The following is an 18,049-nucleotide window of genomic DNA, read 5'->3' as shown; positions in this document are numbered from 1 at the left end:
GCTCAGTTGCATAGCACCGCCCTCGCCTTCGCCCACAGTTGCTGGCGATGCTCCAACCCATTGAGCCCGCCATTGATCCGGCGGGTGATGGTGGTGAATTGGTCCTGGTCAGCCAGCTCATTCAAGCCATGGCTGTGCCAGAACCAGGCGGCGGATTCAGCGGCCCATTGCGGTTGCTCCAGCAACTCAGGAAAGTGCAGCAGGCGCTCATCGCCAAACAGCGCCCGGCTACAGGCCAGGTAATTGCTTCGCCCGGTAATCTGGATCAGCCCACGGCCGCGGTACTTCTGGCCGTCACCGTCGGCTTCGGGGCTATTACCCAAACGTGCGGCCAAGGTGCCAGTGTCGTACTTGCTCAGGTAGCGCTCGCCACCCAGTTCACGCACGTAGCGCAACTCACCGGACTCATGGCCGACCTGGGCGATAAAGGCTGCCATGCGTTGGGGGGCAGTGATGTCGCGGTGAAGCATGGCGGCGTTCAGCGCCGAAATAAAAACGCCCGCTTGGGCGCGGGCATTGGGCAGGATCTGTTGCAATTGCGTCAGTGTCATCATCCTTGATCTCCACGGCCTAAGAGGCCAATCCACGGGCCATGATCGAGCTGCGATAGCCCGTCGCCGTGTCACCTGCATGGGTCACCTTGTCAATCGACCAGCGCCCCTGCATATACCCCGGCCAGGTCTCATCCAGCAGCAACAGCCCTTCGGCGGACAGCAACGGGTTGCCAGGGCAATCGATGGCGATGGTCAGCCCTTCGCGACCCACCCGGCGCAACTCGCCCTCGGCCACGGAGCGCGCTTCGGTTTCGCTCTGGTAACGTTGGCGCAAGGTCTTGAACGGCGCGATCCCCACCTCGACCACACGCTGGCGAGAAGCCGCGGCATCCCACCAATTGACACGGCAGCCCTGGTATTTGGCCCGGGCATTTTCATCCACCCGCGCGCTGATAAACGCCTGCTCGCCAGGACGGTTGTCATGGGTCACCGACAGCCGCACATCCGGCAACTGCTGGCCCGACAACGACTTGACCTGACCGCTTTCGGCCAGCACATACAACTCGTTGATCGGTTTGGTCACTGCGTTGTAGCGCCTGGCCAGGCGGGTGATGAAGCCCATGTCAGTCTCATTCGACTGATCGATATGGTCGATCACAACCCCGTCCAATGCCGGCGCCACCCGGGGTGAAAACCCGTGCCGCGTGGCCAGTTGGCGAAACAACGCGCCCAGGGTCGTGGGACCATGGCTGGCGGAGCGGCGCTGACGGTAACCGCTTGGGTCCATCACGCTGAACGGCGCCGCCGTGGCCACGATCGCCAGGCGCATGGGAAACAGGTAGGGAGTGCGCTGGGTGATCACAAACTCGCCTTTTTCCACCAGCCCCGACTCGCGGTACCCCACGCGCAAGCCGATCTTGGCGCCCAGGCTCGGCAGGCCCTCCAGGCCCTCGATATTGATGGTCAGCTCCAGGCGGTCGGATTCGATGCCCGCCGCGTCGGTGTGTTTCCACTGCATCAGCCGTGGGTTGATCAACGCCGCGTTGGCGCCGTAGATCTCCACGACCGGGGTAAATCCCATAGCCATGCCGCCTCCTTAATCCCAGGCTGAAACGGGTGTTGCGACACCCGGTTGCGCATCCATCTCGGGCACGATCACCCATACGCCCGCCGGCAACACCGGGCCCTGCTCGGCAAGCCCGGGGTTCAAGCGCCAGAGGGTTTCTTCGGCTGCGTCATCGCAACGCCCCAGCTCGCGGTAAAGCAGCAGGTTGACCGAATCACCGGCAATACTTCGCACTCTACGCATTGACGAACTCCTCCAGCACCAGCGACCAGGTGACCACCATGGCCGTGCCGTCATCGATCACATTGGACTGGTTTTCCGTGAGCGCGGTTATGCGCCATAGCCCCCAGTTGCGGCCGATACCATCGACCAGCGGCAGCGGCGCCCGGGCATCCTGCAAGGCACGCAACTGGTCGAGGCGCTGCATGCCAACGGCCGCCATGGCGGTACCGGCGAAGGTCAGTTTTTCCAGCTTCTGGCCGTTCTGTCGCGACTGGGGCTTGCTGGCAATAATCTCCAGGTCGCCCCAGCCGCCATCACTGCTGCGCTGGAGCGTGGAATAGGCGAACCCTCGGGACAGCCCGAAAATAAAGTCGCCCAGCACCATCTGCTGTCGCATTAATCACCTCCATCGGTCAGTGCCGCATTGCGCCGGACCGCCAAAGAGTCGGTGAGCATCGGCACGCATTGGTTTTGCAGGGATTGCAGAACCCGGTCGACCACCTGCTGAGCGTCTGCGGGGTTGACGCCGGTGATCTGGATGCTCGGTGCCAGGGTGACCTGGACGTTGTCCGAGCGAGCGCTGTTGAGGTTTTTGCTCAAGGCCTCGGGTGATGGCAGGCGGTCACTGGGGCCGAACAATTTTTCACCGAGCCAACTACCGCCCTCGCCGCCCAACAGGCCACCGATAACGCCGCCCACCGCAGTGCCCACGCCAGGGAAGACCAGGGTGCCAAGGGCCGCTCCGGCAGAAGCGCCGGCCCATGCAGCACCGGCGGTACCGAGGCCGCTGCCGACGGCTCGCATGTTGCCGCTGCGCACGCCCTGGACGACGTTGATGGCGGCATCGGCGGAGCGCAATGGCGTCAACCTGCGCACGCCGATGGACCCCAGCCGGCTCAGGGTTGGGACCAGGCGGGAGGCTGGGGCCTTGCGCAGGCCGAGGGCTGATGCACTCTTTAATAGCAACGCCTTGCCTGCGCTCAACCCACGGGTAGAAACCCTTCGCCGGCTGGCGCTTACCGAAGTCACCCGCGCCAGGAACCCCGTTTTCAGGCCGTCAAAAACCTTGCCTGCGCGCTCGCCCAGGCTCCTCATGATTGCCATGGGCCCAGTGGCGCTCCTGCCGGTCCCTGAGGTTTTTCTCGGCATCGGTGGGCTGGTGCGGCCAGTGCCGTTTTGCCTCACCGTTTTTCGTGACCCTTTGGGCCCGTAACGAGCCCGCCCGGTCAAGGGTTCGCTGGCGCCTGGGCAGCAGCAGTCCTTGCTATCGTCCCGGAACAATTTCCCGACGTAGGGCAACTTGCCCAGCGTTGCATCGACTACCTTGCCCGATACCCGGCTCTTGACCGTATCAAGCAAGCTTTCACCCACCCATTTGGAACTCTTGCTCAACCAGGACTCAGTCGCCGAGGCCTTGTCTTCGGGCGCAGCTTGCGGCGCACTGGTCATGGCTTCAGCGACCGTGCCGCCCAGCGGTCCACCCGTGATAAACAGGGTGCCATTGAGGGTTTCCAGGCTCTCGCGCAGGCGCACCTGTTCCTCGGTCAACGCGTGGATATGCAGGCTGGCGTTGGCCAGGGCCAGGCTCAGCTCAGAAGGCGGCTCGGTTGCGCCGCCCACACTGGAGGCGCCAACCAGACTTTCGTCCTGTGCTTCAAGCAGGCCCGGCAGTTGCAAGGCTCCACTTTCGGCCAGCCCGGGAAAGGTCATCCAGCGTTTGTCTTCGTCGGCGAGCTTGAGCGTATATCGAGGGTCTTGCATCTCGCTCTACTCCTATTTGACGCCAAGGCGAATGATCGCGATGTCGTAGCGGCGCAATGCTTTGGCGGCATCCCATTCGAGAATTTCCGCTTCGTTTACCGAGTAAACCAGCGGGACGACGTCGAGGATTACTTCGATGTCGCGCTGCGAAAGAAGTCCGCCGGTTTGTTTAAAAAATCGTCGATGCGCTCCTGCAGTTGTGTCCAGTCGGGCACGGCCAGGCCGTCCAGGTCGGGGATCATCAGGCCGGTGCAGTGCGAGGTAATGAACTCGGCGCGCTCTTTGTTGGTGGCGAGTTTTTTCATCACCTTGGTGGCACGCAGGGCGGGCATTTCCAGGGTGACGCTGGTCAACACGCGGCCGGCCACTTCCAGCGGCAGCAGCAGTTGCACTTGCTCGCCGGGCTCGGTGGAGTCGCCCAGAAAGAACGAAGTCGGGCGCGTCGACATATCGTGTACGTGCTGGGCAATGCTCACGTAGTCCGGGCGCTTGAGTTGGTCGAGTTCCTTTTCCGAAAGGCCGGTGGCCAGTTTGGCCAGTTCGAAGAACTGGTCGTCCTCGTCCTCGCCGGCGCGGGCCAGCGCTTGTTTTTGCGCGGCGTAGAACAAGGGTTTGAGTTGGATCTGCTCGATGCTCGCACCGCTGTCGGCGGTGATCGGCGCCAGCAGGATATGCAGGGGTGGCTTCCAGGCCATGGGCGAAATTCCTTGAGTAAAAATGTTGGACCCGTCGTGGGCACGGTCAATGTAGGAGCTGGCTTGCCTGCGATACAGGCAGCGCGGTCTTTCAGTTGAACAGAGGTGATGCAATCGCAGGCAAGCCAGCTCCCACACTGACCGTGACTATTTCAGATCCGTGAAAAGGCTTACGGCATCAGCACCGCGCGCCGGGCATCACCGAGGATGTCGACGCCGTTGAGTATGAACTTCTGGGTGCGTACGTCGATGTCGATCACCGGCACGCCGTTGTCCAGGCGCTGGTAGGTGCGGCAGGACAGATCCAGTGTAGTGGTGGCCTTGTCGCCCATCTTCAGCTTGGCCTCGTCCAGGGATTTGAGCTTGCCGCCGACGGTGTGGTAGGTGAAATAGGTCTTGCCGTCCTGGTCCTGGCCCGCTTCACGCACGTTGAGCAGGATGTCCTCACCCAAGCGCACACCCAGGGCCAGCATGATTTCAGGACCGGCGCCTTGCAGCACCAATTTGGCGTTCAACACCTTGGCGCTCTTGGCCATTTCTTCGGCGATAAAGCGCCCGCCGGACATGGGCTCCATTTCGAATTCGATCTTCGGCGGGGTGAACTCTTCGACGGTCGCCGACAGCGGCAGGCCCTGGAGGGTGGCCGCAATGGCCTGTCTGACTCGGTTGGTAAACATTAGAGAACGTCCTCCAGGAACTGCTCGATGATTTCATCGCGGGCATTGAGTTGATAAACCATGTGTTCGTTCGGCGCGTAGCGGCCGTAGTCGATCACGATGAACCAGGTGCCGTTCTTGTACTTCTCGACACTGTTGAGTTCCGGGTGCAGGTACACGCTACCGCCCGGGATGGTCTCGTCGGCCACCAGGGTTTGCAGCCAGTCGTTGATACGCTTGACCTCCTGGTCCATGAACGACTTGGTCAGGTTGTGCGCCATGGCTTTCTGCCCGGCCTTGACCAGCTTGCGGCTGATGGCGTCTTCCAGGCCGACATAGCTGATGAACTTGCCGGTGATGGAGCGGTTACCCAGCAGCGAGAAGCCGCCGAGGATGGTGCGCGCGTAATAGCTCACGCCGTAGCGGTTGAGCAGGTCGCCCTCGGTGGAGGTGTCGAGGATGTTGTACTCGACCACCCGCGACACGTCTTCGGCGAAGGTCACCTGGTTGCCTGGGCTCTCCCACTGCTTGACCTTGGCCAAGGCGGCGATGGCCAGGGACGACGGCGCGAGGAACACGTTTTTCTTCGCCGCCTTGGAGTACACCGACGGCATGTTGTGTACCAGCAGGCAGCGGTCGAAACCCAGGTCGGCGCCACCCAGCTCGCCGCTGTAGGTCACTTGGTCGGCGACGCTGGCGTCTTTGCCGTCCAGCACCACGCGGGCCTTGATGCGCTTGCCGAAAGCGGCAAACTCACCGGCCACAGCCTTGGTCCCGGTAAAGCCTGGCGCGCCAATGATGGTCAGGTCTTCCGGGACGCTGCCAAGCGCCGCGAGACCCAGTTTGCGACCGGTCACCGGCTCATTGCCGCCGATCACGTTATTGAGCGTATCGGCGGGCGTGCTGCCCTCTTCGACGATCACCACATAGACCGGCACCTTGACCACTTTGAGGATCTGGTACACCGCATGAAACAGCGTGCCCGACTCGGCGCCGGTAGGGTCCAGCAGTGCCTGGGCGGTGAAGCTGTTGATGCGAAACGGGGCGTTTTTCGGGATCGACAGGTGCGCATTGGGCGCGGTACCGACCAGGCCGATCACGTTGCCACCCAGGCCACCCATGGCCTCGGGGGATTCGCTGGCATTGACGGTGATGCCGTTATGCTCGAAGTTCAAAACCTCAGCCATGATTATTCAGCCTTCTTGGTGACGGCCTTCTTGGCCGGTGGGGTGTCTTGGGCGGCAGCCAGCACGCTGGTCAGTTCCAGGCGGCCGGCAGTGCGCAGAGCGGATGCTTCGACGTCCAGCAGGTCCAGTTCCTGGCCGACGGTGGACCAGTGGCCACCTCCGGTGGGGAATGGGATGAGGACGGTGTAGGTTTGGCGGTTGGCCATGGGGGTACTCCAGAAACGCGAAAGCCCCAGCGATGGGGCTTTCTTGGATGCGAAAAAAAACCGCTCTCGCGGTGTTTATGGTTGCTGCCGGATTACTCACCCGGCAGTGGGTAGCGCGCCTTGATTTCGGCGACTTTAGCCCGCCACGCTTTCTCCTTGGCCTCGGTTTGATCGTACTGCCACTCCATATAGAGCGGGTCCGAATCTGTTCGGTAAGCCAGGCGACGATTGAAAGCTATATCAGCGGCCTGTTCGACCTGCAAAGCGGTGTCGACTTCGGCTTTAGAAAATCCCATCTCAAGCAACTGCTCTACAGTCACATTGTAGAAAGTCTGATCTTTATTTCTGAACTCTTTAATCATCATCAAACTCCAGCAGCTACGACGTTGCCGACATTACTCAGCAAATTGGACAAACTCCCACCGGAGTCCTTGACCAAACCACTAACAAGGTGCGCCCAAGTCTTGTTTTGGGTAATCGACGACGCAAACACCGACAACACCATCGTGGCACCGCTCAACTCAGCAAGTTTTGTTGAGAGCTCTGCATCTACAATAGAATACGTAAACTCTACCCTATAGTTCGCAGAGTACCCCGAGTAAAAAACATTGACCGCGCCTAACGTCAGCCTACTCCCTGAAAAGGTAACCGAGCCCTGCACGGAAGCGGACGGGCCATGTGCGCGATGAAATAGAGATGAAGCGAAGGAATACCAGCCAGACGTTCCTGCTTTTAATACCGTAGGCATAACAACATCAACAAATCGAAAGTAAACACTTCCCCCCTCTAGCGACAAGAAGTGAATATTTGAGCTGCCAGGCATATACTCGCCAACCTTCGGAGAAAAAACCGGTTTACTTCCTGTACCATACATCATGAAAATCAATTTATTCGAGATTGACCAATAAGGAGTTTGATCAGTAGGCGCCGCATATTCATGCGTCTGAGCAGCCTTCAAATAAATCGTTACATAAGGGGTAGTATTCGATCGCCCCATCGCCTCCTTAATTGATTTAAGTGGTGCCTCGACCGAGCCCAAGGCCAGATCGTTACCACTTACCGCATCGACATAAAACGACCTGGACATTTCAGGAATAGCGCGAACTGCTGCCACAACAGAAGCATCTATTTCAGCGACCTTCCCATTTACTGCACTCGTCAACTTATTTGCCGCCGCGACCAAACTGGTGATCGTAGTTTCCATACTCATAATTAACTTCCTATATTACTTATCTTTTGAGCCAACTCATCAGTTGACTTCCAAGGCCATGACCCGAAATAGCACACCAACATGCCGAGCCATATTGTCAACGCTGGCCGTAGCAAGCTGCGCAATCTCCTCCGTCAACAACACATTCAGGTTTTCACTGCCCACCACAATCGTCACGCTATCCACCGGCAACGGCGAAATATCCAACGTAAACTTCTGCAACACCCGCGCAGCCGCCGCCTTATACGTCAGCAACTTCCCCGCCACCGAGTACACGGCCAACAACGTGCCACTGGCGAGATAAAACCCAAACTCGCCAATCTCATACTCGCTATCGCCATCAAACAGCGCGGCCATGCGCAGTTGGCGCTGGCCCAGGTCTTCGTAATCCACAATCGCCACGCGCTGGCGCTCATTGCGCAGGGCGGTTTCGTTGCCGGTGGGGTTGTAGCGGCCGGTGCCGGCGGCGATGTGGGTGATTTCGCCTTTCAAGCCTTGGTTCTTTGCCTGCAGCACTTCATCCAACCCCTTGGAGGTGAAGCGCACCAGGCGCGTAGTGTCATCGGTCATGGCTGCGCCCTGAGGTCGTAGTCGTTAATGGTGTAGTGCTGGGCGACGCCCGCACTGTTAAGCCTTGAACTCAATACAAGTTCCGGCAGCGCGCCGCACAACGACAACTCGCCGTCGTTCAGCGCCCGGTGGACGGCGCCGGTGATCGGCAGCCCACCGAACACTTCATGCACCAGGGTGATGGTGGCCAGGTCGCGCTCGCTCTTGGCCGCGTTGATGCGGCGGATCAGGCGGTTGTGGTCGCCACTGGACCAACTGCGGCCGATGATCGCTTGCACGTCGAAGGTGTAGGGCTGGGCCAGCGGACGCTGTTGGTACCAGGCCAGGATGTTGGGGGTAAACCCCAGGGATTCGACCGCGTGGCTCAGCGCCTTGGGTGTGCCGGCCTGGCGCTGGATCTGCCAGGACAGGGCGACCGTGAGGCGCTTTTCGGTTTCGTCGGCTGCGGCGTTCCATTCACTCACGCCACGGTCGGCGGCCAGGTAAGGCAGGAATGCCTGCGGCGTTTGAAGCGGATTCATCAGCGTCGGGAACGGCGGCTCGACCCGGTCGAGCAGCTTGCCGAAGCCCAGGTCCAACGCCTTCTCCAGCGGTGAACTGTTGGCCGGCAATAAACTGGATGTGTGCTCACTCATAGCGTCAGCACCTGCACCTCGACACCCGTGCAATACGGAGCCTGGAAGGCTGTGGTGACGATCGGTGCCAACGGTTCGAGAATCTCCAGTTGCGCAGCCCCGGCGGTGTGAATGGTGTAGTCGATCCAACTCGGGTCCACGCGCCCTTCAAGGCGGTGGCAGGATTCAGCATAACGTTGCAGCAACTGCTGGGCCGCCACTTGCGTAAGCCCCGAGTCCGGGCCAGCGTTGATCCGGGCGACCACGCGGATCTTGTAGGGCACGATCTGCGCGCCCTGCACCGTCACCCAATCGGTTTCCGGGCGCACATCGGGCCGGGCGAAATGGCGGCGCACACCTTCAAGCAAGTCTGTCGATGGCGTGCCATTACCCGAGCGGGAAAGCACTGTGACCATTACCTCCCCAGGTGCCGTGCGCCGAGCGTTGCCATCCTTGACCTGGGCGGCATAACCATCCGGGTCGAAGGTATAACTGACCGTCACCACGCCTGCAGCGGCACTCTGTACTTTCACCACCGGCCGCTCGCCAAGGGTGAAGACCTCACGGCGATACTGCATGCGTGAACCCGCAGCCGGCGCGTGGGGCGCCAGGTAGTAGCGCAGCCGCGCATCGTCATCGCTTTCCAGGGTTGGCGGCACGGGCGGGAACGCCGCCGGGTCGCCCGGGTCGAGTACCTGGCGTTCCAGGCCCATATCGGCCAGGCGCGCATCCAGGTTACTGCCGGTGGCCCACCACGCCAGCATCTGCTGGATGCGGGCGTTGTACTTGCGCTCATGGGTTTGCAGGCGCACGCAAAAGGCTTCCAGGGCCAGGGTCAACAACTCGCTTTCGTTGTCCAGGCTGACCTTGAGCTTGGCCGCGCTTTGCGGGGCGCGGGCGGCCACATAGTCGACGACAAACGCCTTGAACTGCGCCAGCAACGGTTCGAATTCATCGACGGCGATGAGGTCGGGCGGCGCCAGTTGGTTTTGCCCAGGGATCAACATGCTCATGTCACCACCTCGAAGGATTGCTTGCGGTTTTTCCAGGTGCCGGCAAACCGCAACAGCAGGCCTGCGCCCTGGCGATTGGCGACGATGACTTGCGGCACAAAATCGCCGATGCCGTTCTGCGGGTTGTAAAAGGCCTGGGCGGCATGGCTTTGGGCGAGGATCAGCAGATCGTCGCCCAGGTTCTGCCCCAGCAGCTGCGGGATCAGCGAACCGTAGAGCGGGCGTTTCTGCCGTGTGCCCAAAGGTGTGGTCAGGGCCCGGGTGGCGCGCTGGACGAATTGCGGCCAGTCGTCCACCACGGCCCCGGTGTTTCTCTCAATTCCGATCATGGCAAATCCTTATGCCGTGCTGATAACTCGGCCCTGGTGATCCACCACCGGGCCACTCAAGTGCACGCCGGATGCATCCAGCAGCATGCCGACGGCTCCGACCTGCAGACTGATGGTTGCGGCGGTCATGACTAAACGGGCGGCGCCCAAACTCATTTCCACTTGCTCGCGAGAGCCGCTGAATGCCGCTGGTCCATTGTTCCAAGCCAATACATGTGCTGCGGCGTCGTAGGCGCTTTGCGTGCCGTCCTCATAACGCCGGCTCGTCAGGCTGGCCACACTGGACAGCGGCGGAAAGCGGTCACTGTTCAGGCCAAACAACGCCACCGACTGGCCCCCGCCCTCGCCGCCGCCGTAGTTGAGCAGCAGGCATTGTTCACCCACCGTGGGGATTCGCGTTTCCGTCTGCGCCCCGGCGCTGGGGTTGAAAAAGCGAATCGCCGGGGTCAGCAATTCACCATGGCTGACCTTGCAGGTATTGCTAGCCGCGTCGACCTCCTGGCACACGCCGATCCGGCAAAAGCTCTCGGCCCGCCGATAGAGGTCTTCAAGCTGGGTTTCCATCTGCGCCAGGCGCTCGACAATGGGCGCCAGTTGCAGGCGTAACAGTGCATCGAACATGGGCTACTCCTGCAATGGCCGGTATTGATCGGGGTCGTCGATATTCGACACCTCCCAGGTACAGGCAAACAGCGGCTTGCCGATGGGGTCGTCGAGCAGCGGCGGGCCGAGGTACAGGGTTTGGTTGAAGGACACGGTCCAACTGTCGTAATGGGTCTCGCCCCCCGCCACGGTCGCCGGCAGCGCGACAATATTCATGGGCACATCGCATTGGGCCGCCGGCAATTGCCAACGGTTATCCAGCACCAGGTCCATCAACTGGCTCGCCAGGTCACAGGCCTCAAAGGGCTGCGCGCCCTGGGCGACCATGATCTTGAGTGAAATCGACAGCACATGGGCCTTGCGCCCCTCAAGGGAGCGTACGCCCGGGCCATTACGCTCGAGCGTGATCGCCACACCGGTTTCATCCGCCGCCAGAACGCCCGGCGGGCTGCCTACCTGTAGCTTGGGGAACGCCGCACGCAGCGCCTGGCCGATGGCAATCGGCAGCTGTGAAGGTTTTTCAATGAGGGTCATGGTGTGGCTTCCTTGCAACAATCATTTTGAATCCGGGGGCTGGTTGATCCCGATGCGCTTGGCGGCCCAGCGCTCATAAAGGCCGATGGCGACATCGGCACCGGCCATGGCGGTCAGGCACCCCAAGGCACCGGCCGTCCAGATCGACATGCCAGCGGCGTACAGCAACATCAACGCTGAAACCCCGCACACCATGCATGCCCCGGAACGCAGGGCCAGGCGGCGGACCAGCGACCAACCGCGGGCGCCCTCCTTGTCGGCGCGCCACATCTCCCCGGATACGCCGCCGATCAGGGCCAGAATAATCACCAGCCAGATAGGCATTTCTGCCAACGCTTGCTGCTCGTTTGTCATGTCACGCCTCCTGGAATGCGTAGAACCGGCAGATGGCCGGTGCGTTGATAAATAGATGGATGGGGTTGTCGGTAGGCATTCCAAAAAGCCCGGTGGCCCGGGCTTTTCAGTAATACGGTCCGTGCGATCTTTCGGCGCTACTGGCGCGGTACGGATCTTTCCTCGATGTTTTTCCGACCACGATCCCTGTCTGCCGGATAACTGCTTCTGGTGCTTTACGCTGCACACCCGGGTCAGTTGCCAACCCTCTGAACCGTCAAGGCCGGTTCATCGCTGCCTGTTGTAAAACTGTGAAACTAAAGAGCGTCGGCATCCTTGCCGGTGTTGCCTGGCGTCCTTGCCATCACTCGATGGCGTCCATGCCAGTGTTGCGTGCCTTCCTTGTCTTCCTTGGCAGCATCCTTGCCGCCTCCACCAGGCCTTGTTGGCTGGCTTGAGATGGAGAATATGCATGTATGCATATACAGTCAATGCATAAATGCATTTAATTTTGCAGTTGAAATGCACAAACGCATTAAACCCTTGGGCAGCGGGCACTTGGAGGTTTTCCACAGGCGAAAAAAAGCCCGCTCTCAGGCGGGCTGTTTCTTACAGATACGGTTTAGCGAGCGTACATGCCCCACCAGAAAACGTGGCCGAGAATGCTGATCTGCTCCTCCTGGATATCCTGGAAGCTGTAGTCCTCATCCGGATGCTCATCGCGATTGAAACTGCGCAGGCGGATCCCCGAAGGTAGACGATAGAGCTGTTTGACCCGCAATTGGCCGTTGTGGTTGATGGCATACAAATCGCCATCCACGATATCGCCAATCCCGCTCTTGCCGGCGTTCACCCCCACCGTCGCCCCATCGCGCAACACCGGCAGCATGCTGTTGCCACGCACCGTCACACACTTGGCCTGGTCGAACTGCACACCGTTATGCCGCAGGCTGCGCTTGCCGAACCGCAAGCTGGCCTTCTCGCTTTCCTCGATGACGAATCTTCCTGATCCAGCAGCCAATTCAACCTCGCGCAAAAAGGGGATCGACACCTCGTCATCATTAACGGGCGTGTCGTCGTCCCACAGGCTTATGTCCTTGAGCTCCGAATGCATCGGGTCACGCTCTTCCTGCCACGCCGACCCCGCGCGCCCGCGCAACTGGTCAGTGCTCACCCGAAAATAATCGGCGATACGCGAGATGTGCTTGTCCGACGGATCAACGATCTTGCCGCTGAGAATCCGGGACAGGGTGGATTGAGGCACGCCGGTACGCCGGTGAAGCTCCGTGGGGGAGATCCCGTCGCGATCGAGCAGCTCTCTTAAGACGATTGAAACGTTGCGTTTTTGCATAAACGGGATAGTGACGGGAGTTTTGGGGGTTGGCAAATGCTAATTTGCATATTTTGTGCATGGCGTGTGACCTGTAAAGCACTGACCACGCACATCCACACCTACATGCCGGCTTTCTGTAGGAGCGAGCTTGTCTCCGGGCGGCGTTCCGACGAAGAACGTCAACGATAATGCGTGCTTGCTAGGTAAACGCGGTGCTCTGAGGTTTTTCGTCGGAACGCCGCCCGGAGACAAGCTCGCTCCTACAGTCAAGATCGGCGTTAGACGTACGCCTGGTGCGTTTTACCTGGCCGTTTGTGAACTGCGAAGCACTGACCTCGCATGTTAACCTTGCCGCCATCGCAAAAAATGCTGGGCCAAGCGCCCCCTTTGCCCCATCACTTTCAACGAATTTGCCTACTATCCAATGAGTAAAAACACGTCCGATCTGTCCTCCCACACGCCGATGATGCAGCAGTACTGGCGCCTGAAAAACCAGCACCCTGATCAATTGATGTTCTATCGCATGGGCGACTTCTACGAGATCTTCTATGAAGATGCGAAGAAGGCCGCCAAGTTGCTGGACATCACCCTGACCGCGCGCGGGCAGTCGGCTGGGCAGGCGATTCCGATGTGTGGGATTCCCTATCACTCGTTGGAAGGTTACTTGGCCAAGCTGGTCAAGCTCGGTGAGTCGGTGGTGATCTGCGAGCAGATCGGCGACCCGGCTACCAGCAAGGGGCCGGTGGAGCGTCAGGTGGTGCGCATCATTACACCGGGGACGGTGAGTGATGAGGCCCTGCTGGATGAGCGGCGTGACAACCTGATCGCGGCGGTGCTGGGGGATGAGCGGCTGTTCGGCCTGGCGGTGCTGGATATCACCAGTGGCAATTTCACGGTCCTGGAAATCAAGGGCTGGGAAAACCTGCTGGCGGAACTGGAGCGGATCAATCCGGTGGAGTTGATGATTCCGGATGACTGGCCCAAGGATTTGCCGGCAGAAAAGCGCCGTGGGGCCAAGCGTCGTGCGCCGTGGGATTTTGAGCGCGATTCGGCGCTGAAAAGTCTGTGCCAGCAATTTTCCGTACAAGATCTGAAGGGTTTTGGTTGCGAGACCCTGACCCTGGCCATCGGCGCCGCCGGTTGCCTGCTCAATTACGCCAAGGAAACCCAGCGCACCGCCCTGCCCCATTTGCGCAGCCTGCGCCATGAACGCCTGGACGACACGGTAGTGCTCGATGGGGCCAGCCGACGCAATCTGGAGTTGGACACCAACCTGGCCGGTGGGCGCGACAACACCCTGCAGTCGGTGGTGGACCGTTGCCAGACCGCCATGGGCAGCCGTTTGCTGACCCGTTGGCTGAACCGCCCGCTGCGCGACCTGACCGTGCTGCAGGCACGCCAGTCCTCTATTACCTGCCTGCTGGACGGCTACCGCTTTGAAAAGCTGCAACCGCAGCTCAAGGAAATCGGCGATATCGAGCGGATTCTCGCGCGCATCGGCCTGCGTAATGCCCGCCCGCGCGACCTGGCGCGCCTGCGTGACGCGTTGGGCGTACTGCCCGAGCTGCAACAGGCTATGACCGAGCTGGAAGCGCCGCACCTGCAGCAACTTGCCGTCACGGCCAGCACCTACCCGGAACTGGCTGCGCTGCTGGAAAAAGCCATTATCGACAACCCACCGGCGATCATCCGCGACGGCGGCGTGCTCAAGACCGGCTACGACAGCGAGCTGGACGAGCTGCAAGCCTTGAGCGAGAACGCCGGGCAGTTCCTGATCGACCTGGAAGCCCGCGAAAAGGCGCGTACCGGCCTGGCTAACCTGAAAGTCGGCTATAACCGCGTGCACGGCTACTTTATTGAGTTGCCGAGCAAGCAGGCCGAACAGGCGCCTATCGATTACCAGCGCCGCCAGACACTCAAGGGTGCCGAACGCTTCATTACCCCCGAGTTGAAGGAGTTCGAAGACAAGGCGCTGTCGGCCAAGAGCCGCGCCCTGGCCCGGGAGAAGATGCTCTATGAGGCCTTGCTCGAAGACCTGATCGGCAAGCTGGCCCCCTTGCAGGACACCGCCGCGGCGCTGGCCGAGCTGGATGTGTTGAGCAACCTTGCCGAACGCGCCTTGAACCTTGACCTGAACTGCCCGCGGTTTGTCAGCGAGCCGTGCATGCGCATTGTCCAGGGTCGCCACCCGGTAGTGGAACAAGTGCTGACCACCCCGTTCGTGGCCAACGACCTGTCGCTGGATGACGATACGCGCATGCTGGTGATCACCGGTCCGAACATGGGCGGTAAATCCACCTACATGCGCCAGACCGCATTGATCGTGTTGCTGGCCCATATCGGTAGCTTCGTGCCGGCAGCCAGTTGCGAGTTGTCCCTGGTGGACCGCATCTTTACCCGGATCGGCTCCAGCGATGACCTGGCCGGTGGCCGATCGACCTTTATGGTGGAAATGAGCGAGACCGCCAATATCCTGCACAACGCCAGCGACCGTAGCCTGGTGCTGATGGACGAAGTGGGACGCGGCACCAGTACCTTCGACGGCCTGTCCCTGGCCTGGGCTGCCGCCGAGCGCCTGGCGCATCTGCGGGCCTATACGCTGTTTGCCACCCACTACTTCGAACTGACCGTGCTGCCGGAAAGCGAGCCACTGGTGGCCAACGTGCATCTCAATGCCACCGAGCACAACGAACGCATCGTGTTCCTGCACCATGTGCTGCCAGGGCCGGCCAGCCAGAGTTACGGCCTGGCCGTGGCCCAGTTGGCCGGTGTACCGAACGACGTGATTTTGCGCGCCCGCGAGCACCTCAGCCGCCTGGAAACCACGGCCCTGCCCCATGAGAATGTGGTCGTCAGCCCAGCCAAGGCCGCCAGCAAACCGGCGGCACCGCACCAGAGCGATATGTTCGCCAGCCTGCCCCATCCGGTGCTGGATGAGTTAGCAAAGCTTGACCTGGATGACTTGACACCGCGTAAAGCGCTCGAAATGTTATATGCACTGAAGACTCGGATATAACGCAGACGCTTGCAAGCTGGTAGACTCTCGCGCGGTTTGGGATGCTGCGGGCTTTTAGCCTGGCCTGCAGACTATCGCTCCCGAACCTCGCGAGCCCTGCCACAAGGGGTTTCGCTGCCGCCGCCTGAGGAGAGAATTAGAAATGACCTTCGTCGTCACCGACAACTGCATCAAGTGCAAGTACACCGACTGCGTAGAAGTGTGTCCGGTGGACTGCTTTTACGAAGGCCCGAACTTCTTGGTAATCCACCCGGACGAGTGCATTGACTGCGCCCTGTGTGAGCCAGAATGCCCGGCCGTTGCGATTTTCTCCGAGGATGAAGTCCCGGAAGAGATGCAGGAATTTATTCAGTTGAACGTTGAGCTGGCGGAAATCTGGCCAAACATCACTGAGAAGAAAGACTCGCTGCCAGACGCAGCCGAGTGGGATGGCGTAAAAGGCAAGATCAAAGACCTCGAACGCTAACAGCGTCGCGCCCCTCCAAAAGGCCCCTTGCGGGCCTTTTTGCGTTTCTGCATGCCGGCCTTTCACTTTTCTGCAGACAAAAAAAGGGGCGGTTTGACCCGCCCACATTTTTTCCCTAGTCCCTGTGTTCCTTTTCATCGTCCTGATGAATCGCATCCTGCGAGGTTCCTTGAGTCATCGTTCCTTGATGACCGTGTCAATCCGTGGACACAGGGCTGATATTAGAGACTTCCCGAACAAGTTCAACGGGATCCATTCTCAAGCACAACACGCAACCGCCCTCATCATCAGAAAAATAAATGTTATTTTTCAATGAGATATAAATGTATCCGGGTAATTTGAGACGTCCCGGCACGGTTAAAAAACCAAACACTTACGAAAAAGTAAGCGAATGCTTACACGGGCCATTAGGGAAATGCGTACCCAGCCTCCCAAAAGGTTTACGCCAGACATTAAAAAGCCCCGACAAGGTCGAGGCTTTTTTACCTTGAGGTCGATCAGTCGTCGCTGACAGTGATGGTCGGCATTGCCTGGGAACCGGCTTCCTGCAAGACGATCCGCGCGCCCACGTGACGGGCAAGCTCCTGGTAGACCATGGCGATCTGCCCGTCGGGCTCGGCGACCACCGTCGGTTTGCCACCATCGGCCTGCTCACGAATGCCCATCGACAGCGGCAACGACGCCAGCAGCTCAACGCCATATTGGGTGGCGAGTTTCTCGCCGCCGCCTTCGCCGAACAGATGCTCGGCATGACCGCAGTTGGAGCAGATGTGCACCGCCATGTTTTCCACCACACCCAGCACCGGGATGCTGACCTTGCGGAACATCTCCACGCCTTTACGCGCGTCGAGCAGCGCCAGGTCCTGGGGCGTGGTCACGATCACGGCACCCGCCACCGGCACCTTTTGCGCCAGGGTCAGTTGGATATCACCGGTGCCTGGCGGCATGTCGATCACCAGGTAGTCGAGGTTGCCCCAATCGGTCTGCATCACCAACTGCATCAAGGCCCCGGAGACCATCGGCCCACGCCAGACCATGGGCGTGTTGTCATCGGTAAGGAACGCCATCGACATCACTTCCACGCCATGGGCCTGGATCGGCACGAACCACTTCTGGTCCTTGATCTTCGGCCGCGAACCTTCGGCAATGCCGAACATCACGCCTTGGCTGGGGCCATAGATATCGGCGTCGAGAATCCCCACCCTGGCCCCTTCACGGGCCAGGGCCAGGGCCAGGTTGGCCGCGGTGGTCGACTTGCCCACGCCGCCCTTGCCGGATGCCACGGCCACCACGTTCTTGACGTTGGCCAGGCCAGGGATCTGGGCCTGGGCCTTGTGCGCGGCGATCACGCACTGGATGTCGACCTTGGCCGAACGCACACCGTCCAGGCCTTCAATGGCCATTTGCAGCATCTGTGCCCAGCCACTCTTGAACAAACCTGCGGCGTAGCCCAGTTCAAGCTGGACCGTGACCTGATCGCCCTGCACATCAATGGCCCGGACACAGCCGGCGCTGACCGGGTCCTGGTTCAGATAGGGATCGGTGTACTGGCGAAGAACGGCTTCCACCGCTGCGCGATTGACGGCGCTCATGGGCTACTCCCGGAAAAGACAGACTAAAACAGGCGGCTATCCTAACCGTTCCCGCGCTTGAGGGGCACGCTTTCGCGACATTGGAAAACCCTGAAACAGCCTCACGGGGTGAAATAAATTTCCCGGCGCTTTATAGTGGCCGACCTCCG

Annotated in this window: 22 protein-coding genes; 2 read left to right on the top strand and 20 right to left on the bottom strand. The window is 60.3% G+C overall.

Translation table 11 applies throughout. From position 1 onward, the window contains the following. Positions 1-2: 2 nt before the first annotated feature. The 19 genes from FIV38_RS11045 to FIV38_RS10955 all read right to left on the bottom strand — a co-directional run bounded on the left by FIV38_RS11045 (position 3) and on the right by FIV38_RS10955 (position 12,844). Complete coding sequence (locus FIV38_RS11045; RefSeq protein WP_029295304.1) at positions 3-551, bottom strand: glycoside hydrolase family 19 protein; 549 nt, start codon at positions 549-551, stop codon at positions 3-5. Positions 552-570: 19 nt separating this feature from the next. Next, on the bottom strand, positions 571-1,581 hold the full coding sequence (locus FIV38_RS11040; RefSeq protein WP_092237930.1) for a contractile injection system protein, VgrG/Pvc8 family: 1,011 nt from the start codon (positions 1,579-1,581) through the stop codon (positions 571-573). A gap of 9 nt (positions 1,582-1,590) precedes the next feature. Next, positions 1,591-1,803 carry a tail protein X gene (locus tag FIV38_RS11035; protein WP_070994803.1) on the bottom strand — a complete coding sequence of 71 codons (213 nt, stop codon included), beginning with the start codon at positions 1,801-1,803 and terminating at the stop codon, positions 1,591-1,593. Beyond that, the gene (locus FIV38_RS11030; protein WP_029295297.1) at positions 1,796-2,179 is read right to left on the bottom strand and encodes a phage tail protein; all 384 of its coding nucleotides are present in this window, start codon (positions 2,177-2,179) and stop codon (positions 1,796-1,798) included. Before FIV38_RS11030 ends, FIV38_RS11035 begins: the two co-directional genes overlap by 8 nt. Next, positions 2,179-3,543, bottom strand: coding sequence for a hypothetical protein (locus tag FIV38_RS30340; RefSeq protein WP_235861108.1), 1,365 nt, complete (start codon positions 3,541-3,543; stop codon positions 2,179-2,181). Before FIV38_RS30340 ends, FIV38_RS11030 begins: the two co-directional genes overlap by 1 nt. A 128-nt stretch (positions 3,544-3,671) precedes the next feature. After that, the gene (locus tag FIV38_RS11020; RefSeq protein ID WP_029295295.1) at positions 3,672-4,238 is read right to left on the bottom strand and encodes a phage tail assembly protein; all 567 of its coding nucleotides are present in this window, start codon (positions 4,236-4,238) and stop codon (positions 3,672-3,674) included. A gap of 170 nt (positions 4,239-4,408) precedes the next feature. Beyond that, on the bottom strand, positions 4,409-4,915 hold the full coding sequence (locus tag FIV38_RS11015) for a phage major tail tube protein (protein ID WP_092237933.1): 507 nt from the start codon (positions 4,913-4,915) through the stop codon (positions 4,409-4,411). Next, a complete protein-coding gene (locus FIV38_RS11010) occupies positions 4,915-6,081 on the bottom strand; it encodes a phage tail sheath protein (protein WP_092237936.1) in 1,167 nt (388 codons plus the stop codon). Before FIV38_RS11010 ends, FIV38_RS11015 begins: the two co-directional genes overlap by 1 nt. Positions 6,082-6,083: 2 nt before the next feature. After that, on the bottom strand, positions 6,084-6,287 hold the full coding sequence (locus FIV38_RS11005; RefSeq protein ID WP_029295291.1) for a hypothetical protein: 204 nt from the start codon (positions 6,285-6,287) through the stop codon (positions 6,084-6,086). A 92-nt stretch (positions 6,288-6,379) separates the two neighbouring features. Next, positions 6,380-6,652 carry a UBA domain-containing protein gene (locus FIV38_RS11000; protein WP_092237938.1) on the bottom strand — a complete coding sequence of 91 codons (273 nt, stop codon included), beginning with the start codon at positions 6,650-6,652 and terminating at the stop codon, positions 6,380-6,382. Then, entirely contained in the window at positions 6,652-7,497 is an 846-nt protein-coding gene (locus FIV38_RS10995; protein WP_092237941.1) for a hypothetical protein, read from the bottom strand. Before FIV38_RS10995 ends, FIV38_RS11000 begins: the two co-directional genes overlap by 1 nt. 39 nt (positions 7,498-7,536) lie before the next feature. Next, positions 7,537-8,067, bottom strand: a complete 531-nt coding sequence (locus FIV38_RS10990) for a phage tail protein (protein WP_092237944.1) — start codon at positions 8,065-8,067, stop codon at positions 7,537-7,539. Further along, positions 8,064-8,702, bottom strand: a complete 639-nt coding sequence (locus FIV38_RS10985) for a phage tail protein I (protein WP_092237947.1) — start codon at positions 8,700-8,702, stop codon at positions 8,064-8,066. Before FIV38_RS10985 ends, FIV38_RS10990 begins: the two co-directional genes overlap by 4 nt. Next, positions 8,699-9,694 carry a baseplate J/gp47 family protein gene (locus FIV38_RS10980; protein ID WP_029295282.1) on the bottom strand — a complete coding sequence of 332 codons (996 nt, stop codon included), beginning with the start codon at positions 9,692-9,694 and terminating at the stop codon, positions 8,699-8,701. The genes FIV38_RS10985 and FIV38_RS10980 overlap by 4 nt, the downstream gene beginning before the upstream one ends. Continuing rightward, complete coding sequence (locus FIV38_RS10975; RefSeq protein ID WP_029295280.1) at positions 9,691-10,023, bottom strand: phage baseplate protein; 333 nt, start codon at positions 10,021-10,023, stop codon at positions 9,691-9,693. Before FIV38_RS10975 ends, FIV38_RS10980 begins: the two co-directional genes overlap by 4 nt. A 9-nt stretch (positions 10,024-10,032) precedes the next feature. Then, positions 10,033-10,644, bottom strand: coding sequence for a phage baseplate assembly protein V (locus FIV38_RS10970; RefSeq protein ID WP_092237950.1), 612 nt, complete (start codon positions 10,642-10,644; stop codon positions 10,033-10,035). A 3-nt stretch (positions 10,645-10,647) separates the two neighbouring features. Beyond that, positions 10,648-11,160, bottom strand: coding sequence for a hypothetical protein (locus FIV38_RS10965; protein WP_092237953.1), 513 nt, complete (start codon positions 11,158-11,160; stop codon positions 10,648-10,650). A 21-nt stretch (positions 11,161-11,181) separates the two neighbouring features. After that, positions 11,182-11,514, bottom strand: a complete 333-nt coding sequence (locus FIV38_RS10960) for a phage holin family protein (protein ID WP_029295276.1) — start codon at positions 11,512-11,514, stop codon at positions 11,182-11,184. A 601-nt stretch (positions 11,515-12,115) separates the two neighbouring features. After that, entirely contained in the window at positions 12,116-12,844 is a 729-nt protein-coding gene (locus FIV38_RS10955) for a LexA family transcriptional regulator (RefSeq protein WP_071610020.1), read from the bottom strand. 406 nt (positions 12,845-13,250) lie between these two features. Between FIV38_RS10955 and mutS the strand changes: the two genes are divergently transcribed. Together mutS and fdxA are read left to right on the top strand one after the other, a co-directional pair. Beyond that, the gene (gene mutS, locus FIV38_RS10945) at positions 13,251-15,842 is read left to right on the top strand and encodes a DNA mismatch repair protein MutS (protein WP_070994791.1); all 2,592 of its coding nucleotides are present in this window, start codon (positions 13,251-13,253) and stop codon (positions 15,840-15,842) included. Positions 15,843-15,984: 142 nt separating this feature from the next. Next, positions 15,985-16,308: a ferredoxin FdxA gene (gene fdxA / locus FIV38_RS10940; RefSeq protein WP_029295271.1), complete on the top strand. Its 324-nt coding sequence runs from the start codon at positions 15,985-15,987 to the stop codon at positions 16,306-16,308. Positions 16,309-16,805: 497 nt separating this feature from the next. On the opposite strand, the gene apbC is transcribed toward fdxA, so the two are convergent. Then, positions 16,806-17,900: an iron-sulfur cluster carrier protein ApbC gene (gene apbC / locus FIV38_RS10935; protein WP_092237956.1), complete on the bottom strand. Its 1,095-nt coding sequence runs from the start codon at positions 17,898-17,900 to the stop codon at positions 16,806-16,808. Between the last annotated feature and the right edge of the window lie 149 nt (positions 17,901-18,049).

Source organism: Pseudomonas proteolytica, assembly GCF_007858275.1.
Lineage (GTDB): Bacteria > Pseudomonadota > Gammaproteobacteria > Pseudomonadales > Pseudomonadaceae > Aquipseudomonas > Aquipseudomonas proteolytica.
The sequence above is the reverse complement of the archived record's forward strand: the minus strand, read 5'-3'. Positions and strand labels throughout refer to the sequence as shown.

Bases quoted from the DNA above. Each gene is read 5' to 3' on its own strand.
- FIV38_RS10980 (WP_029295282.1), bottom strand. From the start codon at position 9,694: ATGAGCATGTTGATCCCTGGGCAAAACCAACTGGCGCCGCCCGACCTC.
- FIV38_RS10975 (WP_029295280.1), bottom strand. From the start codon at position 10,023: ATGATCGGAATTGAGAGAAACACCGGGGCCGTGGTGGACGACTGGCCG.
- FIV38_RS11010 (WP_092237936.1), bottom strand. From the start codon at position 6,081: ATGGCTGAGGTTTTGAACTTCGAGCATAACGGCATCACCGTCAATGCC.
- FIV38_RS10990 (WP_092237944.1), bottom strand. From the start codon at position 8,067: ATGACCGATGACACTACGCGCCTGGTGCGCTTCACCTCCAAGGGGTTG.
- mutS (WP_070994791.1), top strand. From the start codon at position 13,251: ATGAGTAAAAACACGTCCGATCTGTCCTCCCACACGCCGATGATGCAG.
- FIV38_RS10960 (WP_029295276.1), bottom strand. From the start codon at position 11,514: ATGACAAACGAGCAGCAAGCGTTGGCAGAAATGCCTATCTGGCTGGTG.
- fdxA (WP_029295271.1), top strand. From the start codon at position 15,985: ATGACCTTCGTCGTCACCGACAACTGCATCAAGTGCAAGTACACCGAC.
- FIV38_RS10970 (WP_092237950.1), bottom strand. From the start codon at position 10,644: ATGTTCGATGCACTGTTACGCCTGCAACTGGCGCCCATTGTCGAGCGC.
- FIV38_RS11015 (WP_092237933.1), bottom strand. From the start codon at position 4,915: ATGTTTACCAACCGAGTCAGACAGGCCATTGCGGCCACCCTCCAGGGC.
- FIV38_RS11005 (WP_029295291.1), bottom strand. From the start codon at position 6,287: ATGGCCAACCGCCAAACCTACACCGTCCTCATCCCATTCCCCACCGGA.
- FIV38_RS11040 (WP_092237930.1), bottom strand. From the start codon at position 1,581: ATGGCTATGGGATTTACCCCGGTCGTGGAGATCTACGGCGCCAACGCG.
- FIV38_RS10995 (WP_092237941.1), bottom strand. From the start codon at position 7,497: ATGAGTATGGAAACTACGATCACCAGTTTGGTCGCGGCGGCAAATAAG.
- FIV38_RS11000 (WP_092237938.1), bottom strand. From the start codon at position 6,652: ATGATGATTAAAGAGTTCAGAAATAAAGATCAGACTTTCTACAATGTG.
- FIV38_RS11030 (WP_029295297.1), bottom strand. From the start codon at position 2,179: ATGCGACAGCAGATGGTGCTGGGCGACTTTATTTTCGGGCTGTCCCGA.
- FIV38_RS10985 (WP_092237947.1), bottom strand. From the start codon at position 8,702: ATGAGTGAGCACACATCCAGTTTATTGCCGGCCAACAGTTCACCGCTG.
- FIV38_RS11045 (WP_029295304.1), bottom strand. From the start codon at position 551: ATGACACTGACGCAATTGCAACAGATCCTGCCCAATGCCCGCGCCCAA.
- FIV38_RS10955 (WP_071610020.1), bottom strand. From the start codon at position 12,844: ATGCAAAAACGCAACGTTTCAATCGTCTTAAGAGAGCTGCTCGATCGC.
- FIV38_RS11035 (WP_070994803.1), bottom strand. From the start codon at position 1,803: ATGCGTAGAGTGCGAAGTATTGCCGGTGATTCGGTCAACCTGCTGCTT.
- FIV38_RS11020 (WP_029295295.1), bottom strand. From the start codon at position 4,238: ATGGCCTGGAAGCCACCCCTGCATATCCTGCTGGCGCCGATCACCGCC.
- FIV38_RS10965 (WP_092237953.1), bottom strand. From the start codon at position 11,160: ATGACCCTCATTGAAAAACCTTCACAGCTGCCGATTGCCATCGGCCAG.
- apbC (WP_092237956.1), bottom strand. From the start codon at position 17,900: ATGAGCGCCGTCAATCGCGCAGCGGTGGAAGCCGTTCTTCGCCAGTAC.
- FIV38_RS30340 (WP_235861108.1), bottom strand. From the start codon at position 3,543: ATGCAAGACCCTCGATATACGCTCAAGCTCGCCGACGAAGACAAACGC.